The sequence below is a fragment of the Massilia putida genome, assembly GCF_001941825.1.
Classification (GTDB): Bacteria; Pseudomonadota; Gammaproteobacteria; order Burkholderiales; family Burkholderiaceae_D; genus Telluria; species Telluria putida.
The window spans coordinates 5,165,402-5,181,646 of the sequence record NZ_CP019038.1; the positions used below are offsets into that span (position 1 = coordinate 5,165,402).

Consider the following 16,245-nt stretch of genomic DNA (forward strand, 5'->3'; position numbering starts at 1 on the left):
TGTGTGCACTGTCCGTCCCGGATCGGCGCGGCGGTTCAGCCGCGCGCCAGTGCCAGCCGCGAGCGGCCCGCCGGCGCGCCGAGCGCGTTGCCAGCCGCGAGCTTGAACTGCGCCAGCGCGCCGGACAACTGCTCCGTCTGCTCCGCCAGCGATTCCGCCGCGGCCGACGCTTCCTCGACGAGCGCCGAGTTCTGCTGCGTCATCTGGTCCATGTCGTCGATGGCGCGGCCGATCTGTTCGATGCCTTCCGCCTGGCGCTGACCCGCCACGCTGATCTCGGCCATGATGTCGTGCACCTTGCGGACCGACGCGACGATCTGCTCCATCGTGGCGCCCGCTTCGTCGACGAGCGCGCTGCCGGCATCGACCTTGGCGACGGAATCGCCGATCAGCTGCTTGATCTCTTTGGCGGCGGCCGCCGAACGCTGTGCCAGATTGCGCACCTCGCCCGCGACGACGGCGAAGCCGCGGCCCTGTTCGCCCGCGCGCGCGGCTTCCACGGCGGCGTTCAGCGCCAGGATGTTGGTCTGGAACGCGATACCGTCGATCACGGAAATGATTTCGACGATCTGCTTGGCGGAGGCATTGATGGCGCCCATCGTGGACACCACGTTGCCGACCACTTCGCCGCCGCGGGTGGCGATGTCGGTGGCGGACAGGACGAGTGCGTTCGCCTGGGTCGTGTTGGCGGCGTTCGTCCTGACGGTGTCCGTCAGCGATTCGACGGCGCGCGTCGTGTGCTCCAGGCTGCCGGCCTGCGATTCCGTGCGGCTGGCCAGGTCGGCGTTGCCGCTGGCGATCTCGGCGCTGGCCGTGGCGATGGTCTCGGCCGACGTCTTGATGCCGGACACCATCGTCGCCAGGCGCGTGCGCATTTCCTGCAGCGCGGCCAGCAGGCTGTGCTGGTCGCCGGCCTCGAGGCGGATTTCCATCGACAGGTCGCCGGCCGCGACGGCGCGGGTGATCTCGCGTGCGTATTCCGGTTCACCGCCCAGCTGTTGCCAGATGGTGCGGATGACGAACCACGACACGCCGATCAGGATCGCGATCACGATCAGCGCCGTGATGATGGTGACCGACAGCACGCGGCGCACGCTCGAGGCGCTTCGCGCGATGCCGTCCTTGAATTGCTGCTGGGCCTGCTCATTGAATTTCGCGACATCGGCGTTCAGCACGGTCAGCGCGCTCTGCATGCGCTGCACGGTCGTCTGCGGATCGCCCTGTTCGAGTTCAAGCATGATCTTCGCGGCCGAGACGGCCGGCGCATAGTAATCCTCGAAATCCTTGGTCAGGCGCTTGCCGGTGGCATCCATGCCCGGGATCTTGCCGACCTCGGACAATTTCGCGCGCACCTTGTTCGCCTGCTCGCCGATCTGGCCGATACGTGCCTTGTCGCCTTCGGAAACGGCATCGCGCAGACCGTCGGTGATGCCCGCAAGGTCGGCCGTCAACGCCTTCGCCGTGCCCAGCGCCGGGTAATCGACGGACTCGGTCGTGTGGATCGAGTCCAGGGCGCCGCTCGCGATGCTGGCCGACACCGCCACGCCGAGGCCGAAGATGATGGTCGAGATGACCGGGAGTGCCCAGATCTTGCGCTTGATGCTCATGCCGTTTCCTCTATGTTCAACAGCCCGCCGCCGGATAAACCGGGGGCGGGCGGGTGGTTGCGGACGCTTACGGTGTGTAGATCACTTTGACCGAGGCGTCGACCGCGCTCTTTTCGATGTAGCCGATGACTTTCGGGTCGCTGGCCACCATCTTTTTGACGGCGGCGCTGTCCGCGGCTTCCTTCGGCATCGTGGCCTTGCCGGTGAACACCAGCTTGGACCACAAGGCCTTGACCTGGGATGCGTCCTTGTCCGTCACCTTCTTGTAGAACTCGGCGCGGACCGGGGCGCTTTCCGGCTGGTCGACCGGGCTCATCGCGCTGGACTTGCCCAGAAAATACTGCGCGACCTGGTCTTTCGTCATCGAGGACTCGGCCGCCTTCGGGTTCACCACGACCACCACGTCGGCCATGGCCGGCAGGGCCAGGGCGAGGGCGGCGGTGGCGATGGCTGTCTTGATCAGATGTTTCATCGAAGTCCTCTTAGAACACGAAGTCGAGCGCGACGGCGCCGACGTTGACCGGACCGTGGAAGCCCGGCTGCGGATTGATCAGCAGGCCGCTCGCCTTGTTCGGACGCACGTGGTCGAACTGCACCTTCAGGGCCAGCGAACGGTAGAAGTCCCAGCGCATGCCGATCGAGTCGGTCTGCTGCTCGCCCTGGCTCACGCCGGTGTAGGGCAGGCTGGCGACGGCGCCGGACAGCGCGGCCAGCGTCGGGGTGCACGCGGCCGGATAGCCGGCCGGGCAGGCCGCCGGCATGCCGTTGTGGACCGAGCCGTCGATCGACAGCTTGGCGTGGCTGTAATACGGCAGGAATTTGCCGATGCGGTAGCCGCCCATCACGTACCACGACGTCGTGTCGTTGACGTAGCTGTCGGTCTTGCGCTTCGCGTATTCGCTCTGCACGACGATGTCGTTCCAGTCGAGCGTGGCGCCCAGCGAGGTGAACGACGCCTTCTTGTTGTTGACGTCGATGTCGGACGCCAGTTGCGCCGCTTGCGGCAGGCGATAGCCGGCGGCCACCTTGTTCAGCGAGGTCAGCAGGGTGGTCAGCGACGCCGAGTTGCTCAGCGTCAGGCGGCCGTCGACGCGGCCGACGCGCACCGTCAGCGGGCCATGTTCCGCCACGAGGTTCACGGCGGTCAGGCGGCGGCCGTCCAGGGTCGGACCGCCGGCGATGTCGACCTTGCTCTTGCCGATGGCGAATTGTGCGGTATACGTCGTGTCGCCATAGCTGTGCTGCCAGGTGACGTCGGCGCCGTCGACCGTGTTGAACAGCATCTGCGAATACATCTCGGCCGGCGGACGCAGCATCGTGTTGGCGTAGCCCACGTTGCGGTAGTCCGAAATCATGAACGCCGGCACGCCGATGCGGCCGACGCGGAACGACACGTCGTCCGAGACCTTGGCCTTGGCGAACGCCCACGACAGCTCGGCGCCGAAGTCATCCTGCGCATCCTTGCGCACAAGGCCCTGGCCCGTGACGGACAGCCAGCTGTTGACGGCATAGTCGGCCTGGATGCCGAAGTTCGAATCGACACCGGTCGTGGCGTTCTTCTTGGCGCCGCTGGCCTGATTCGGGCGGCCGAACTCGGCCTTGTCGGTATTGGTCCAGGTGAGGGCACCGGTGCCGAAGCCGCTGATACGGACGGCGGAAGCGTCCTGCGCGAATGCACAAGGCGCGACAAAAGACACGGCGAGCGCACTCGCGATGATGCGTTTTTTCATGGGAATTACCTGCTGAAGACTGCGGGTGGACGGTTTTTGTTATAGAGACACTGCCGAGGCGATAGGTTAGGCCGCGTAAAGAATCTGTAATAAATTGTAGAGCGGCCAGAAAAAATGCCGCAAGGAAAATACGCGAATAATCACTCTACTCTAGCGATGTTTGCCCTCTTTTGTTGCAGCAAACTGACAGCGAGCGCTATCAGAGTGGGATGATGTTTTTAATTCCACCAGTGCGACGTCGTGCCCGCTTCCGGCAGGCGCGCCTGCCGCGCCTCGTGCACGATGCCCGCTTCGACGGCCTGCTCGGCCGTGTAGATGCGGGAGCAAGCCGTGAGGTAGGAACGGATGTCGTGGGCGCCGCGTGCGCCGCGGGTGGCGTCTTCGAAGATGGCGGCGTAGCGTTCGGCATCGAAATCGAGGCAGTCGCGCCATTCCGAGATGCGGGCATGGTCCGCCGCGACGAGGTTGCCGAAGCCCCAGTGCAGCGGATGGATGAGGAAACGCGTGCCGGGGCAGGCATAGCGCTTCGCGCCGGCGAGGAAGATCGCGACGCCGACGGATTCCACGCTCCCCACGTTCCACGTCGTCAACGGCAACGGCAGCGACTTCAGGAAGTAGTACAGCGCGAAGCCGGCCGTCATGTTGCCGCCTTCGGTCGACATGTGCAGTTCGAGTTCGGTCGCGCCGCTTTGCAGCGCCTGCAGGCACAGGTTGCGCACGGTGCAGGCGGAGTTCGCGTTGATCGGTCCGATGAAATGAACGATGTGCAATGCCATGAAGCCTCCCGGTGACGGCTCAAGGATAGCAAGTTTCGCAATATTGGCTCGTTCCGCATTGCGCGCGGCAGACAGGACGGGCATGCTAGGTGAACAGGCCGCGCAGGCGCACCCTGCAGTATTGAAAATATCTGATATTCAAAATCCATATCCGCATATATCCAGCCCGACCCCCGGTGCTAATCTGTATCCAGTCAGTCATATTTTCACAAGCTGTTTCCCACTCCGAGGCGATGATGTCCACACCGATCCGATTTTTCTACCGCGGCGCCGTCCATGAAGTGAACGACGTCGCGCCGACGCAGACCATCCTGCAGCATCTGCGCGAGGACCTGCACTGCACGGGCACCAAGGAGGGCTGCGCCGAAGGCGACTGCGGCGCGTGCACCGTCGTGCTCGGATCGCTCGAAAACGGCGAACTGCAGATGCGCTCCGTGAATTCCTGCATCCAGTTCACGCCGACGCTGGACGGCAAAGCCTTGTTCACCGTCGAAGACCTGGCGCAGAAGGACGGCGCCCTGCACCCCGTGCAGCAGGCCCTCGTCGAATGCCACGGTTCGCAGTGCGGCTTCTGCACGCCGGGCTTTGCCATGTCGCTGTGGGGCCTGTACCTCAAGCAGGAAGGCCGCGAGCCGACCCGCTGCGAAATCGACGACACGCTGTCCGGCAACCTGTGCCGCTGCACGGGCTACCGTCCGATCATCGATGCGGCCAAGCGCATGGTGGCCCTGCCGCCCGCGGAGTTCGACCGTGCGTCCGTGGCCGAGCAGCTGCGCGCCCTGCAGCGCGACGCCGGCGCCACCTATAAATACGACGGCCAGACCTTCCACGCCCCGCGTACGCTGGACGAACTCGTCGCCGTGCGCGCCGCGCATCCGAAAGCGACGATCCTCGCCGGCTCGACCGACGTCGGCCTGTGGGTCACGAAGCAGATGCGCGAACTCACCGACATCATCTATCTGGGCCACGTGGCCGAACTGAAGACTCTGCGCGAGCAGGACGGCTTCATCGAGATCGGTGCCGGCATCTCGCTCGAAGACGCCTACGCCGCCATCTGCAAGCACTACGACGCGGAACTGGGGGAATTGTGGCAGCGCTTCGCGTCGCTCCCGATCCGCAACGCGGGCACCCTGGGCGGCAACGTCGCCAACGGCTCGCCGATCGGCGACTCGATGCCGTGGCTGATCGCCCTCGGCAGCGAGCTGGTGCTGCGCGGACCCGCAGGCGAGCGCACCATGCCGCTCGAGAGCTTCTACCTGGGCTACCAGGTCAAGGATTGGCGCGACGGCGAATTCGTGCAGGCCGTGCGTGTTCCGCTGCCGCGCAAGAATGTCGCGTTCCGCACTTATAAGCTGGCCAAGCGCTTCGACCAGGACATCTCGGCCGTCTGCGCCGCCTTTGCCTTCACGCTGGAGGACGGCATCGTGCGGGACGCCCGCATCGCTTTCGGCGGCATGGCCGCGACGCCCAAGCGCGCCACGCAGGCGGAAGGCGTCCTGAACGGCCGCGCGTGGGATGAAGCCGCCGTGCTGGACGCGATGGCAGCCCTGGCGAAAGACTACGCGCCGCTGTCCGACATGCGCGCATCGAGCGCCTACCGCATGAAGACGGCGCAGAACCTGCTGCGCCGCTACTGGCTCGAAACGCGCAAGGACAACCCGCTGCCGACCAGCGCAGTCAACCCGTTTGCCAACAAATCGACGACCGCCCTGGCCTGAGGAGAACACCATGAACGACGCAGGATCCCCCGCACTGACCAAGGCCGACTGGGCGCAGGTCGGTCTCGGAAAAGCCCATGAATCGGCCCGGCTGCACGTGCTCGGCCAGGCCGACTACACGGACGATATCGCCGAGGTGCGCGGCACCTTGCACGCGGCCCTCGGCCTGTCGAGCAAGGCGCATGCGCGCATCCTCGACATCGACTTCACCGACGTCCTGGCCAGCCGCGGCGTGCGCGCCGTGCTGACGGCCAAGGACATCCCCGGCACCAACGACTGCGGTCCGATCATCCACGACGATCCGATCCTCGCCGATGGCCTCGTGCAGTACATCGGCCAGCCGATCTTCGTGGTCGTCGCCGACAGCCACGATCTGGCCCGCCGCGCCGCCAAGAAGGCGAAGGTCAGCTACGAAGAACTGCCCGCGATCCTGACCCCGCAGGCCGCGCGCGCCGCCGGCTCGTTCGTGCTGCCGCCGATGCGCCTGACGCGCGGCGACGCCGAGACCGCGTTCGAGCGCGCGCCGAACCGCGTGAAGGGCGAGCTGTATGTCGGCGGCCAGGAACAGTTTTATCTGGAAGGCCAGATTTCGTACGCCATCCCGCAGGAAAACGACGGCATGCTCGTGCTGTGCTCCACGCAGCACCCGAGCGAGATGCAGCACGTCGTGGCGCACGCCCTGAACGTCCATTCGCACAATATCGTCGTCGAGTGCCGCCGCATGGGCGGTGGTTTCGGCGGCAAGGAATCGCAGTCGGCACTGTGGGCCGCCTGCGCGTCGGTCGCGGCGAAACGCCTGAACCGCGCCGTGAAGCTGCGCGCCGACCGCGACGACGACATGATGGTCACCGGCAAGCGCCACTGCTTCCACTACCTGTATGAAGTGGGCTACGACGACAGCGGCCGCATCGTCGCGGCGAAGGTCGACATGGTGAGCCGCGCCGGCTTCTCGGCCGACCTGTCCGGTCCGGTCGCGACCCGCGCGATCTGCCACTTCGACAATACGTATTACCTGTCCGACTGCGACATCCGCGCGGCGGCCGGCAAGACGAACACCCAGTCGAACACCGCGTTCCGCGGCTTCGGCGGGCCGCAGGGCGCCATCGCGATCGAATACATCATCGACGAGATCGCACGCAACCTGGGCAAGGATGCGCTCGACATCCGCAAGCTGAATTTCTACGACAAGATCGACCGCAACGTCACGCCGTACGGCCAGCCCGTCGTCGACAACGTGATCCACGAACTGGTGGGCCAGCTGGAAGAGGCGAGCGAATACCGCGCGCGCCGCCAGGCCATCGAGGCGTACAACAAGACGAGCCCCGTGCTGAAGAAGGGGCTTGCGCTCACGCCGCTGAAATTCGGCATCGCGTTCAACGTGACGCACCTGAACCAGGCCGGCGCGCTCGTGCACGTGTACGTGGACGGCTCCATCCTCGTCAACCACGGCGGCACGGAAATGGGGCAGGGCGTCAACACCAAGGTGATGCAGGTGGTCGCGCACGAACTGGGCGTCGATCTCACCCGCGTGCGCATCGCCGCGACCAACACCAGCAAGGTCGCCAACACGTCGGCGACGGCCGCATCGACCGGCGCCGACTTGAACGGCAAGGCCGCCCAGGACGCGGCGCGCCAGATCCGCGAACGCCTGGCAAGCTTCGCCGCCAAGCAGTTCGGCGGCGCCGCGGAAGACGTGCGCTTCGTCGCCGACACCGTGTTCGCGAACGGCCAGGAAATCCCGTTCGGCGAGCTGGTCGCCAAGGCATATCTCGCCCGCGTGCAGCTGTGGTCGGACGGCTTCTACGCCACGCCGAACCTGCACTGGGATCCGAAGACGATGACGGGCAACCCGTTCTTCTACTTCGCGTACGGCGCGGCCGTGTCGGAAGTCGTCATCGACACGCTGACGGGCGAATGGAAGCTGCTGCGCGCCGACGCGCTGTACGATGCGGGCAAGTCGCTGAACCCGGCGATCGACATCGGCCAGGTCGAAGGCGCCTTCATCCAGGGCATGGGCTGGCTGACGACGGAAGAACTGTGGTGGAACGCTCAAGGCAAGCTGATGACGCATGCGCCGTCCACGTACAAGATTCCGGGCGTGTCGGATTGCCCGGAAGCGTTCACCGTGCGCCTGTTCGAGAACAGTAACGTGGCCGATTCGATCCACCGCTCGAAGGCCGTCGGCGAGCCGCCGCTGCTGCTGCCGTTCTCCGTGTTCCTCGCGATCCGCGACGCCATCTCGGCCGTCGGCGAGCACAAGGTGAACCCGCCGCTGCGCGCACCGGCGACGAGCGAGGCGATCCTCGACGCGGTCTCCTTCGTCGAAAACGCCGTGCGGGAAACCAAGGCAGCCTGACATGGACGACTGGCTCATCCCCACCGCGCAGCGGGCCGTGCTGATCACGGTCGCGAAGGCCGAAGGTTCCGTACCGCGCGAACCGGGCGCGCGCATGCTGGTCGACGCGTTCAGCCAGTGGGGCACCGTCGGCGGCGGCCACCTGGAGCTGCGCGGCATCGAAACGGCGCGCGCCATGCTCGAAAAGGGCGACGTGCGCCGGCTGGAACGCTTCCCGCTCGGCCCGAGCCTGGGCCAGTGCTGCGGCGGCGTCGTGCACCTCGCGTTCGAACTGGTCGATCGCGCGCACTGCGCGGAGCTGGCCGCACGCCGCCACGACGATTGCTGGCGCGTCGTCGCGCTGGACGGTGAGCCGGATCTCGCGCTCGTCGATGCGCTGGGCCACAACATCCAGCGCAAGGGCGGCCGCTACCCGGACTTCGAGCGCAGCGGCGGCACCCGCGTGCTGCTCGATGCCGACGGACGGCGCTGGCTGGTCGACCACGTCCCGGCGCCGCGCGCGCACGTGATGCTGTTCGGCGCGGGCCACGTCGGCGCGGCCATCGTGCGCCTGCTGGCGGACTTGCCGTGCCGCGTTACCTGGGTCGACGAACGGGAAGACATGTTCCCGGACCTCGCTCCGCCCAACGTCGTCGTGGAAGCGACCGACATGCCGGAAGTCCTGGCCCGCCAGGCCGCCCCCGGCACGTGCTTCCTCGTCATGACGCACAACCACGCGCTGGACCAGCGCCTGACCGAAGCGATCCTGAAACGGCCCGCGAACCAGGATTGGTTCGGCCTCATCGGATCGGAAACCAAACGCAAGCAGTTCGAGCACCGCCTGCGCGACCGGGGCATTTCCCGCGCCCGCCTGGACGACATGGTGTGCCCGATCGGCGTCCCCGGCATCAAGGGCAAGGAGCCCGCCGTGATCGCGGTCGCCGTCGTCGCGCAACTGCTGATGGTCTTCGAGGCGGCGGCACGCGCCGCCGCCTCGCAGGCCACAACCCAAGCCACATCGGAACAATAATGTCCAACGATACCCGCAACGTGCAGGCCTACCGAGCAAGCCTGCTGCACTTCCACGCCGATCCTCTGCTTGCCGAGAATGCCCACGCCTGGCACGAGGACGGCCTGCTCGTCGTCGAGAACGACCGCGTGCTTGCCGCCGGCGACTACGACAAACTGGCGCCGACGCTGCCGCCCGGGACCGGCATTGTCGACTACCGCGGCCAGATCATCATGCCCGGCTTCATCGACACGCACCTGCATTTCCCGCAGACCGACATGATCGGTTCGCCCGCGCCGGACCTGCTGCCGTGGCTGGAGAACTACACGTTCCCGACCGAGCGCCAGTTCAAGGACCCCGTCCACGCGCGCACCGTCGCCGAGTTCTTCCTCGACGAGCTGCTGCGCAACGGCACGACGACGGCGCTGGTGTACTGCACGGTGCACAAGGAGTCCGTCGACGCGTTCTTCGAGGCGAGCGCCGCGCGCAACCTGCGCATGGCCGGCGGCAAGGTGCTGATGGACCGGAACTGCCCGGACTTCCTGCAAGACACGGCCGACCTGCGCGACAGCGAAGACCTGATCCGCCGCTGGCACAACAACGGCCGGGCGCAGTACGCGATCACGCCGCGCTTCGCGCCGACGTCCACCCCGGCCCAGCTGGGCGCCGCGGGCGAGCTGGCGCGCGCGTTCCCGACCACGTACATCCAGACGCACGTGTCGGAAAGCCGCGACGAATGCGCGTGGGTGAAGAGCCTGTACCCGGACCGTCGCAGCTATCTGCAGGTGTACGAGCACTATGGCCTGATGCGTCCGCGCGCGATGTTCGGCCACTGCATCTGGCTGGACGACGTCGACTTCGCGCTGCTGGCCGACACCGGCGCCGCGATCTCGCACTGCCCGACGTCGAACCTGTTCCTCGGCAGCGGCCTGTTCGACGTGGCCAAGGCCGACAGCGTGCATGCCCGCGTGTCGCTGGGGACGGACGTCGGCGCCGGCACGTCGTTCTCGATGTTGCAAACAATGAATGAAGCGTATAAAGTTGCGCGATTGAAAGGCAGCTATCTCCCGGCCCTGCGCATGTTCTATCTCGCCACGCTGGGCGCCGCGCGCAGCATGCAGCTCGAAGGGACGATCGGCAATTTTGCCGCCGGTACCGAGGCCGATTTCATCGTCCTCGACCCGAAGGCGACGCCGCTGCTGGCGCGCCGGACGGCGAACGGCGACTCGCTCGAGGAAACCCTGTTCGCGCTGGCGCTGCTGGGCGACGACCGCGCCATCCGCGCCACGTATGCGGCGGGCAAGCGGGTGCACGAGCGGGCGCCGTCGTAACGTCGTCCCCGCGCAGGCGGGGACCCATGCTGAGCCGAACAGGACGCTCGGCATGGATTCCCGCCTGCGCGGGAACGACGGTTTCCGCGCTGGCGAGATACTGTCACCGACTACTCACCAGCCGAGACCGATATGACGAAAACCCTGAGCAGCAGCCTGCTGATCACCCTGGCGGCCCTCGCGGCCACCGCTTCCGCGCGCACCCCGGCGTCCGGCCCCGACGAAGCGGCCACCGCGCGCCACTACGCATCCCTGATCGCGGGCGCCGAGCCGAAGACCGCGGAACTGGTCCTGTTCTTCTCGCAGATGCCCAAGGGCGGCGACCTGCACCACCATTATTCCGGCGCGATCTATGCCGAGACCTATGTTGACTGGCTCGACAAGCAGGGCGCCTGCGTCAACAAGCTCTCGTACCGCATCGAGACGGACAAGAGCGTCGTCGAGAACGAGCGCGCGAAGCAGCCGAAGGACCGCACCTGCCTGTCCTCGTCCGACGTGTACGCCGACGACTTCACGTGGCGCGAGCTGCTGCAGCGCTGGTCGAGCAAGGATTTCAACAACCACGGCGCGATCCAGCCGCCGCCGGACCGCCAGTTCTTCCAGACCTTCGGCTACTTCGGCCCCGTCTCGAACAGCAACTTCCACGAAGGCCTCGTCGAACTGAAGAACCGGGCGCTCGCCGAGAACGTGGCGTACATCGAGACGATGTTCAAGAGCCCCGACACGGTGTCCGATCCGGAGTTCGACAAGCGCGCCTGGGACAGCGCGCGCGACGAGGCGAAGTTCGCGCAGCTGCTCGACACCGCGCGCCAGAAGCTCGACGCCACGCCGGCGTTCAAGACGTCCGTCGACACCTTCGTCAACACCGTCAACGAGGCGGCCCAGGGCATCGACGACGACAACTTCACGATGCGCTACCAGACCTATGTCGTGCGCCTGTTCTCGCCGTCGCGCGTGTTCTCGTCGATGCTGGCCGCGTTCGAGTCGGCCGCGCGGGGCGGCAAGATCGTCGGCGTGAACATCGTGGGCCAGGAAAGCCAGATGGTCTCCATGCGCGACTACACGCTGCACATGCAGATGTTCCGCTACCTGAAGAAGGTCTACCCGAAGGTCAACGTCGCGATGCACGCGGGCGAGCTGGCGCTGGGCGACGTGCCGCCGGAAGACCTCAAGTACCACATCGACCAGGCCCTGAACGTGGCGGGCGCCCAGCGCATCGGCCACGGCATCGACCTCGCGCACGAGACCAACGCCGTCGGCATCATGAAGACCATGCGGGCGAAGGACATCCCGGTCGAGATCAACCTGACGTCGAACGCCTTCATCGAGGGCGTGCAGGGCGATAACCACCCGATCACGCTGTACCGCAAATATGGCGTGCCGTACGTGATCTCGACGGACGACGCCGGCGTCACCCGCCACAACCTGGCCAATGAATACGTGCTGTTCGCCAGCCGCTACAAGCCGAGCTACGCGGAAGTCAAAAGGGCGTCGTACAACAGTATCCGCTACGCCTTCCTGCCCGACGCCGACAAGCAGCGCCTGATGCGCCAGCTCGACGCCCGCTACGCGCGCTTCGAGGCGGACATCGCGGCGCTCGACCGCACCGCCGTGAAGCACTGAGCGGCCCACCGGTTTGCCCTCCGCCGGCGGCAGTCCTGCCGCCGGCGTCCTCTCCCACAGCGCGTTGCCGCCTCGACTGCGCGGATCCGATATATGCACATGCCATCTCTGTGGCCAACTCGCTACAGAATGCGCGGATTCTCATTCCGTTTGCTTAAACAACAAGCGAAAGAATTTCATCGGAGAATGCCACATTTATCATCCCACCAGGTCTGATCCCGAGGGAAAAGACACCCCGCAAGCGACTTCCTGCACGTTTTTTAAGCGACTTATACACGCAAGATATAAATTCCCAAAAGAAAACGTATTTGTCTCGATAACAGCCTTCATGCATATTGGTCTTTTATCAATCCAACGTCTAAGAAAAAGAGCGGATTTTAGGCGTAATAGCCTGGAAACAATTAACCGCTAGACTCGCTTGCGCTACTTTTTGCCGGTGCATCCGCATCCAATAATCGCACTGCAAAAAGGCAGAACGACCGAATAGAGACCGGCGGTCAAAAGCCAGCCGGTCCGAGAGTTTGCAGTACTACGAGAGGGGAACTCCGTTCCCAACCATAAAATCAAGTCAATTTGGGGTTAAATAATGGTCTATCAAAAACGGATCCAGCTGACGAAGCTGGCGCTGGCTCTGTCGATCGCGCTCGCGGGCGCGCCGGCTCTGGCGCAGAACACGACGTCGGCTGTCGGCGGCCGTATCTCGAGCGCGGACGGCCGACCGGCCGCCGGCGCGTCGGTGCAAATCATCCACACCGAATCCGGTTCGGTCAGCAACGTCGTTGCCGACGCCGAAGGCCGCTACATCGCCCGCGGCCTGCGTACCGGTGGTCCGTACACGATCATTATCACCAAGGACGGCGTTACCGAAAAACGCGAAGGCATCTACCTGCAGCTGGCGGAAACCGCGACCGTCGACGCCACCGTCGGCGCACCGATGCAGACCGTGACCGTCGCCGGCAACCGCGCCCGTTCCGACATCTTCAGCCGCTCGAACATGGGCGCGGGCACCGCGATCAGCAACGCCCAGCTGCAGATCCAGGCGTCGGTCAACCGCAACCTGCAGGACTACGCCCGTGCCGACCCGCGCGTCTCGCAGACCGACAAGGAACGCGGCGAACTGTCCGTCGCCGGCCAGAACTCGCGCTACAACTCGATCACGATCGACGGCGTGAACGTGAACGACACGTTCGGCCTGGAAGCGAACGGCAGCCCGACCGCCCGCCAGCCGATCTCGATCGAAGCGATCCAGTCGACCCAGGTGAACGTCGCCAACTACGACGTCACGCAGAAGGGCTACACCGGCGGCAACATCAACGCCGTCACCAAGTCCGGCACGAACCAGTGGAAGGGCGGCGTGTACTACGTGTACCGCGACGACCGCCTGGCCGGCCAGCGCTACAACCCGTCGACCGGCGCGTATTCGGATCCGGTGCCGTTCAAGGAAACGACCAAGGGCGTGTGGGCAAGCGGCCCGCTCGTCGAGGACCGGATCTTCCTGTACGCGCTGTCGGAAGAGACCAATTCCTCGCGCAACGCGCCGGACTACGGCCCGATCGGCTCGAGCAACGGCACGACGGTCGCCATCACCCCGGCGGAAATCGCCGCGGTGCAGAACGTCATGAAGAACCAGTACGGCGTCAACGCCGGCAACCTGGCGCAGGGCGGCGGCAACTTCGTCTCGCGCGAGCAGATGCTGAAGGTCGACTGGAACCTCAGCGACAACCACCGCGCCAACGTCCGCTACCAGCGCACCACGCAGGCCGAACCGCAGTACTCGACCTTCAGCGCCACCGCGCTGAGCCTGGACTCGGCCTACTACACGCAGGGCAAGCAGATCGAGACCACCGTGGCCCAGCTGTTCTCGGACTGGACCCCGACCTTCTCGACCGAGTTCAAGGCGTCGTCGCGCAACTACGACTCCGTCCCGACCAACAACTCGAAGCTGCCGTCGATGAACGTGGTGTTCACCGGCGCGCTGCCGGCCGGCACCCCGAGCAACGTGGCGACCGGTGACCGCACGATCAACCTGGGCACCGACAACTCGCGTCACATGAACCTGCTGCGCACCCGCACGCAGGACTACTATGCGGGCGGCAACTGGACGCTGGGCGACCACGAGATCAAGTTCGGTTCGGACTACCAGAAGAACAAGATCTACAACGCGTTCCTGCAGAACGTGTACGGCAACTACACCTTCGGTTGCGACAACACCCTGAGCTACTCGTTCGGCAGCATCGATTGCGGCAAGGCGCCCCAGGCCCAGGTCGACGCCGCCGTGCTGGAAAACCTGCGCACCGGCCGCTACACGAAGTACACGCTGCAGGTCGCCGCGCCGGGCTACTCGCTGAACGACGCCGTCGCCCAATTCAACATGACGAACACGGGCCTGTTCCTGCAGGACACCTGGAACGTCAACCGCCAGCTGACCCTGAACTACGGCTTCCGCGTGGATCAGGTGGGCGTCGGCGGCACGCCGATCGCGAACCCGAAAGTGGCGCAGGCCGCGGTGCTGGTGCCGAACGCCCGCCAGACCGGCGGCTTCGGCTACAACAACCAGCAGACGATCGACGGCACCAAGCTGTTCCAGCCCCGCTTCGGCTTCAACTACAACTTCGACACCCCGCGCCGCATGCAGCTGCGCGGTGGCGCCGGCCTGTTCCAGGGCGCCGCGATGTCCGTCTGGCTCGCGAACCCGTTCCAGAACACGGGCATGACGACCCAGCAGATCACCTGCTCGTCCGGCGCGACCACGACCTGCCCGAAGACCGCGGGCACGCCGAACGGCGCGTTCAGCACCGACGTCAACAACCAGCCGAAGCTGGGCGGCTCGACCCCGCCGATCGCCAACGTCGACCTGATCGATCCGAACGTGAAGCAGCCGTCCGTATGGAAAGCCAACCTGGCCTTCGAAACGGAACTGCCGTGGTATGGCCTCGTCGCCGGTGCCGAAGTCCTGTACGCGCACACGAAGGACGGTATCTTCTTCCAGAACCTGAACCTCGGCCAGCCGACCCGCATCGGCGGCGTGGACGGTCGCCAGCTGTTCTGGAACGCGAACGGCCTGTCGGCGAACTGCTGGAGCGTGGGTAACAACTCGGTCAGCACCACGAAGGGCTGCACCAACACGTTCAAGTCGCTGTCCAATTCGGCGTTCGGCAACGTGATCAAGGTGACCAACACCGACAAGGGCGAGAACCGCGTGTCCACGCTGTCGCTGTCGTACCCGATGACGAAGGGCTTCGGCTGGTCGGTCGCGGCAAGCCACACTTACGCGACGGAAGTGTCGAACCTGACGTCGTCGACGTCGGGCTCGAACTACGGCGCCCGTTCGGCCCTGAACCCGAACGACAACGTGGCCGCCAACTCGGCCTACCTCGTCAAGAACCGCATCAACGCGCTGCTGAACTTCGAGAAGGCGTTCTTCGGCACGTATAAAACCCGCTTCGGCGTGTTCTACGAAGGCCGCACCGGCAAGCCGTACAGCTGGACCTTCAAGAACGACATGAACGGCGACGGTATCGCCAGCAACGACCTGATGTACATCCCGAAAGCCTTCGGTTCGGGCGAGGTCGTGTTCGCGGGCGATACGGCGACCAACCACGCCAACGAGCAGCGCTTCTGGGACATCGTCAACGCCAACAAAGCCCTGCGCCAGGCAGCCGGCGGCGTCGTGGCCCGCTACAGCGACTTCTCGCCGTGGACCAACAGCTTCGACCTGCGTCTCAGCCAGGAAATCCCGGGCCTGTTCAAGCGTAACAAGGCATCGGTCTCGTTCGACGTCCTGAACTTCGGCAACCTGCTGAACAAGAAGTGGGGCCACATCTACGAAGCACCGTTCTTCTCGAACGGCGGCCAGACCCGCGGCTTCGTCGACTACGCCGGCATGGATGCGAACGGCCGCTACGTGTACGCGGTCCGCTCGGCCGTCGATCCGCTGCAGATCCGCCAGGTCAAGGGCGAGTCGCAGTGGTCGGCTCAGGTGACCGTCAAGTACGAGTTCTGATCCGAACCCGCATGACGTAACGGGAACGGCCGGTGGCGACACCGGCCGTTTTTTCTTCCACCTGTAAAGACCAGAGCAGGGGAAGCGCATGCCATAATCGATGGCTGCTGTCC

At 65.3% G+C, this 16,245-nt stretch carries 10 protein-coding genes; 6 read left to right on the plus strand and 4 right to left on the minus strand.

Features of this window, described 5'->3' with window-relative positions; all coding sequences use genetic code 11:
• Window positions 1-35: 35 nt before the first annotated feature.
• From BVG12_RS35695 to BVG12_RS25190, 4 genes are all read right to left on the minus strand, one after another.
• On the minus strand, window positions 36-1,607 hold the full coding sequence (locus BVG12_RS35695) for a methyl-accepting chemotaxis protein (protein WP_075794776.1): 1,572 nt from the start codon (window positions 1,605-1,607) through the stop codon (window positions 36-38).
• 67 nt (window positions 1,608-1,674) lie between these two features.
• Entirely contained in the window at window positions 1,675-2,079 is a 405-nt protein-coding gene (locus BVG12_RS25180; RefSeq protein ID WP_075794777.1) for a type 2 periplasmic-binding domain-containing protein, read from the minus strand.
• 10 nt (window positions 2,080-2,089) lie between these two features.
• A complete protein-coding gene (locus BVG12_RS25185) occupies window positions 2,090-3,337 on the minus strand; it encodes a hypothetical protein (protein ID WP_075794778.1) in 1,248 nt (415 codons plus the stop codon).
• A gap of 218 nt (window positions 3,338-3,555) precedes the next feature.
• Window positions 3,556-4,113 (minus strand): ClpP family protease, encoded by a 558-nt coding sequence (locus tag BVG12_RS25190; RefSeq protein WP_075794779.1) that lies wholly within the window; start codon window positions 4,111-4,113, stop codon window positions 3,556-3,558.
• 236 nt (window positions 4,114-4,349) lie between these two features.
• Between BVG12_RS25190 and xdhA the strand changes: the two genes are divergently transcribed.
• The 6 genes from xdhA (at window position 4,350) to BVG12_RS25220 (ending at window position 16,132) form a co-directional block, all read left to right on the plus strand.
• On the plus strand, window positions 4,350-5,831 hold the full coding sequence (xdhA, locus tag BVG12_RS25195; protein WP_075796555.1) for a xanthine dehydrogenase small subunit: 1,482 nt from the start codon (window positions 4,350-4,352) through the stop codon (window positions 5,829-5,831).
• A 10-nt stretch (window positions 5,832-5,841) separates the two neighbouring features.
• Window positions 5,842-8,187 (plus strand): xanthine dehydrogenase molybdopterin binding subunit, encoded by a 2,346-nt coding sequence (gene xdhB, locus BVG12_RS25200; protein WP_075794780.1) that lies wholly within the window; start codon window positions 5,842-5,844, stop codon window positions 8,185-8,187.
• 1 nt (window position 8,188) lies between these two features.
• Window positions 8,189-9,196, plus strand: a complete 1,008-nt coding sequence (gene xdhC / locus BVG12_RS25205; protein WP_075794781.1) for a xanthine dehydrogenase accessory protein XdhC — start codon at window positions 8,189-8,191, stop codon at window positions 9,194-9,196.
• Window positions 9,196-10,506, plus strand: a complete 1,311-nt coding sequence (gene guaD, locus BVG12_RS25210; protein ID WP_075794782.1) for a guanine deaminase — start codon at window positions 9,196-9,198, stop codon at window positions 10,504-10,506. The genes xdhC and guaD overlap by 1 nt, the downstream gene beginning before the upstream one ends.
• A gap of 132 nt (window positions 10,507-10,638) precedes the next feature.
• Window positions 10,639-12,129, plus strand: coding sequence for an adenosine deaminase family protein (locus BVG12_RS25215; RefSeq protein WP_075794783.1), 1,491 nt, complete (start codon window positions 10,639-10,641; stop codon window positions 12,127-12,129).
• Between the two features lie 586 nt (window positions 12,130-12,715).
• Complete coding sequence (locus tag BVG12_RS25220; protein WP_075794784.1) at window positions 12,716-16,132, plus strand: TonB-dependent receptor; 3,417 nt, start codon at window positions 12,716-12,718, stop codon at window positions 16,130-16,132.
• The last annotated feature ends 113 nt before the right edge of the window (window positions 16,133-16,245 follow it).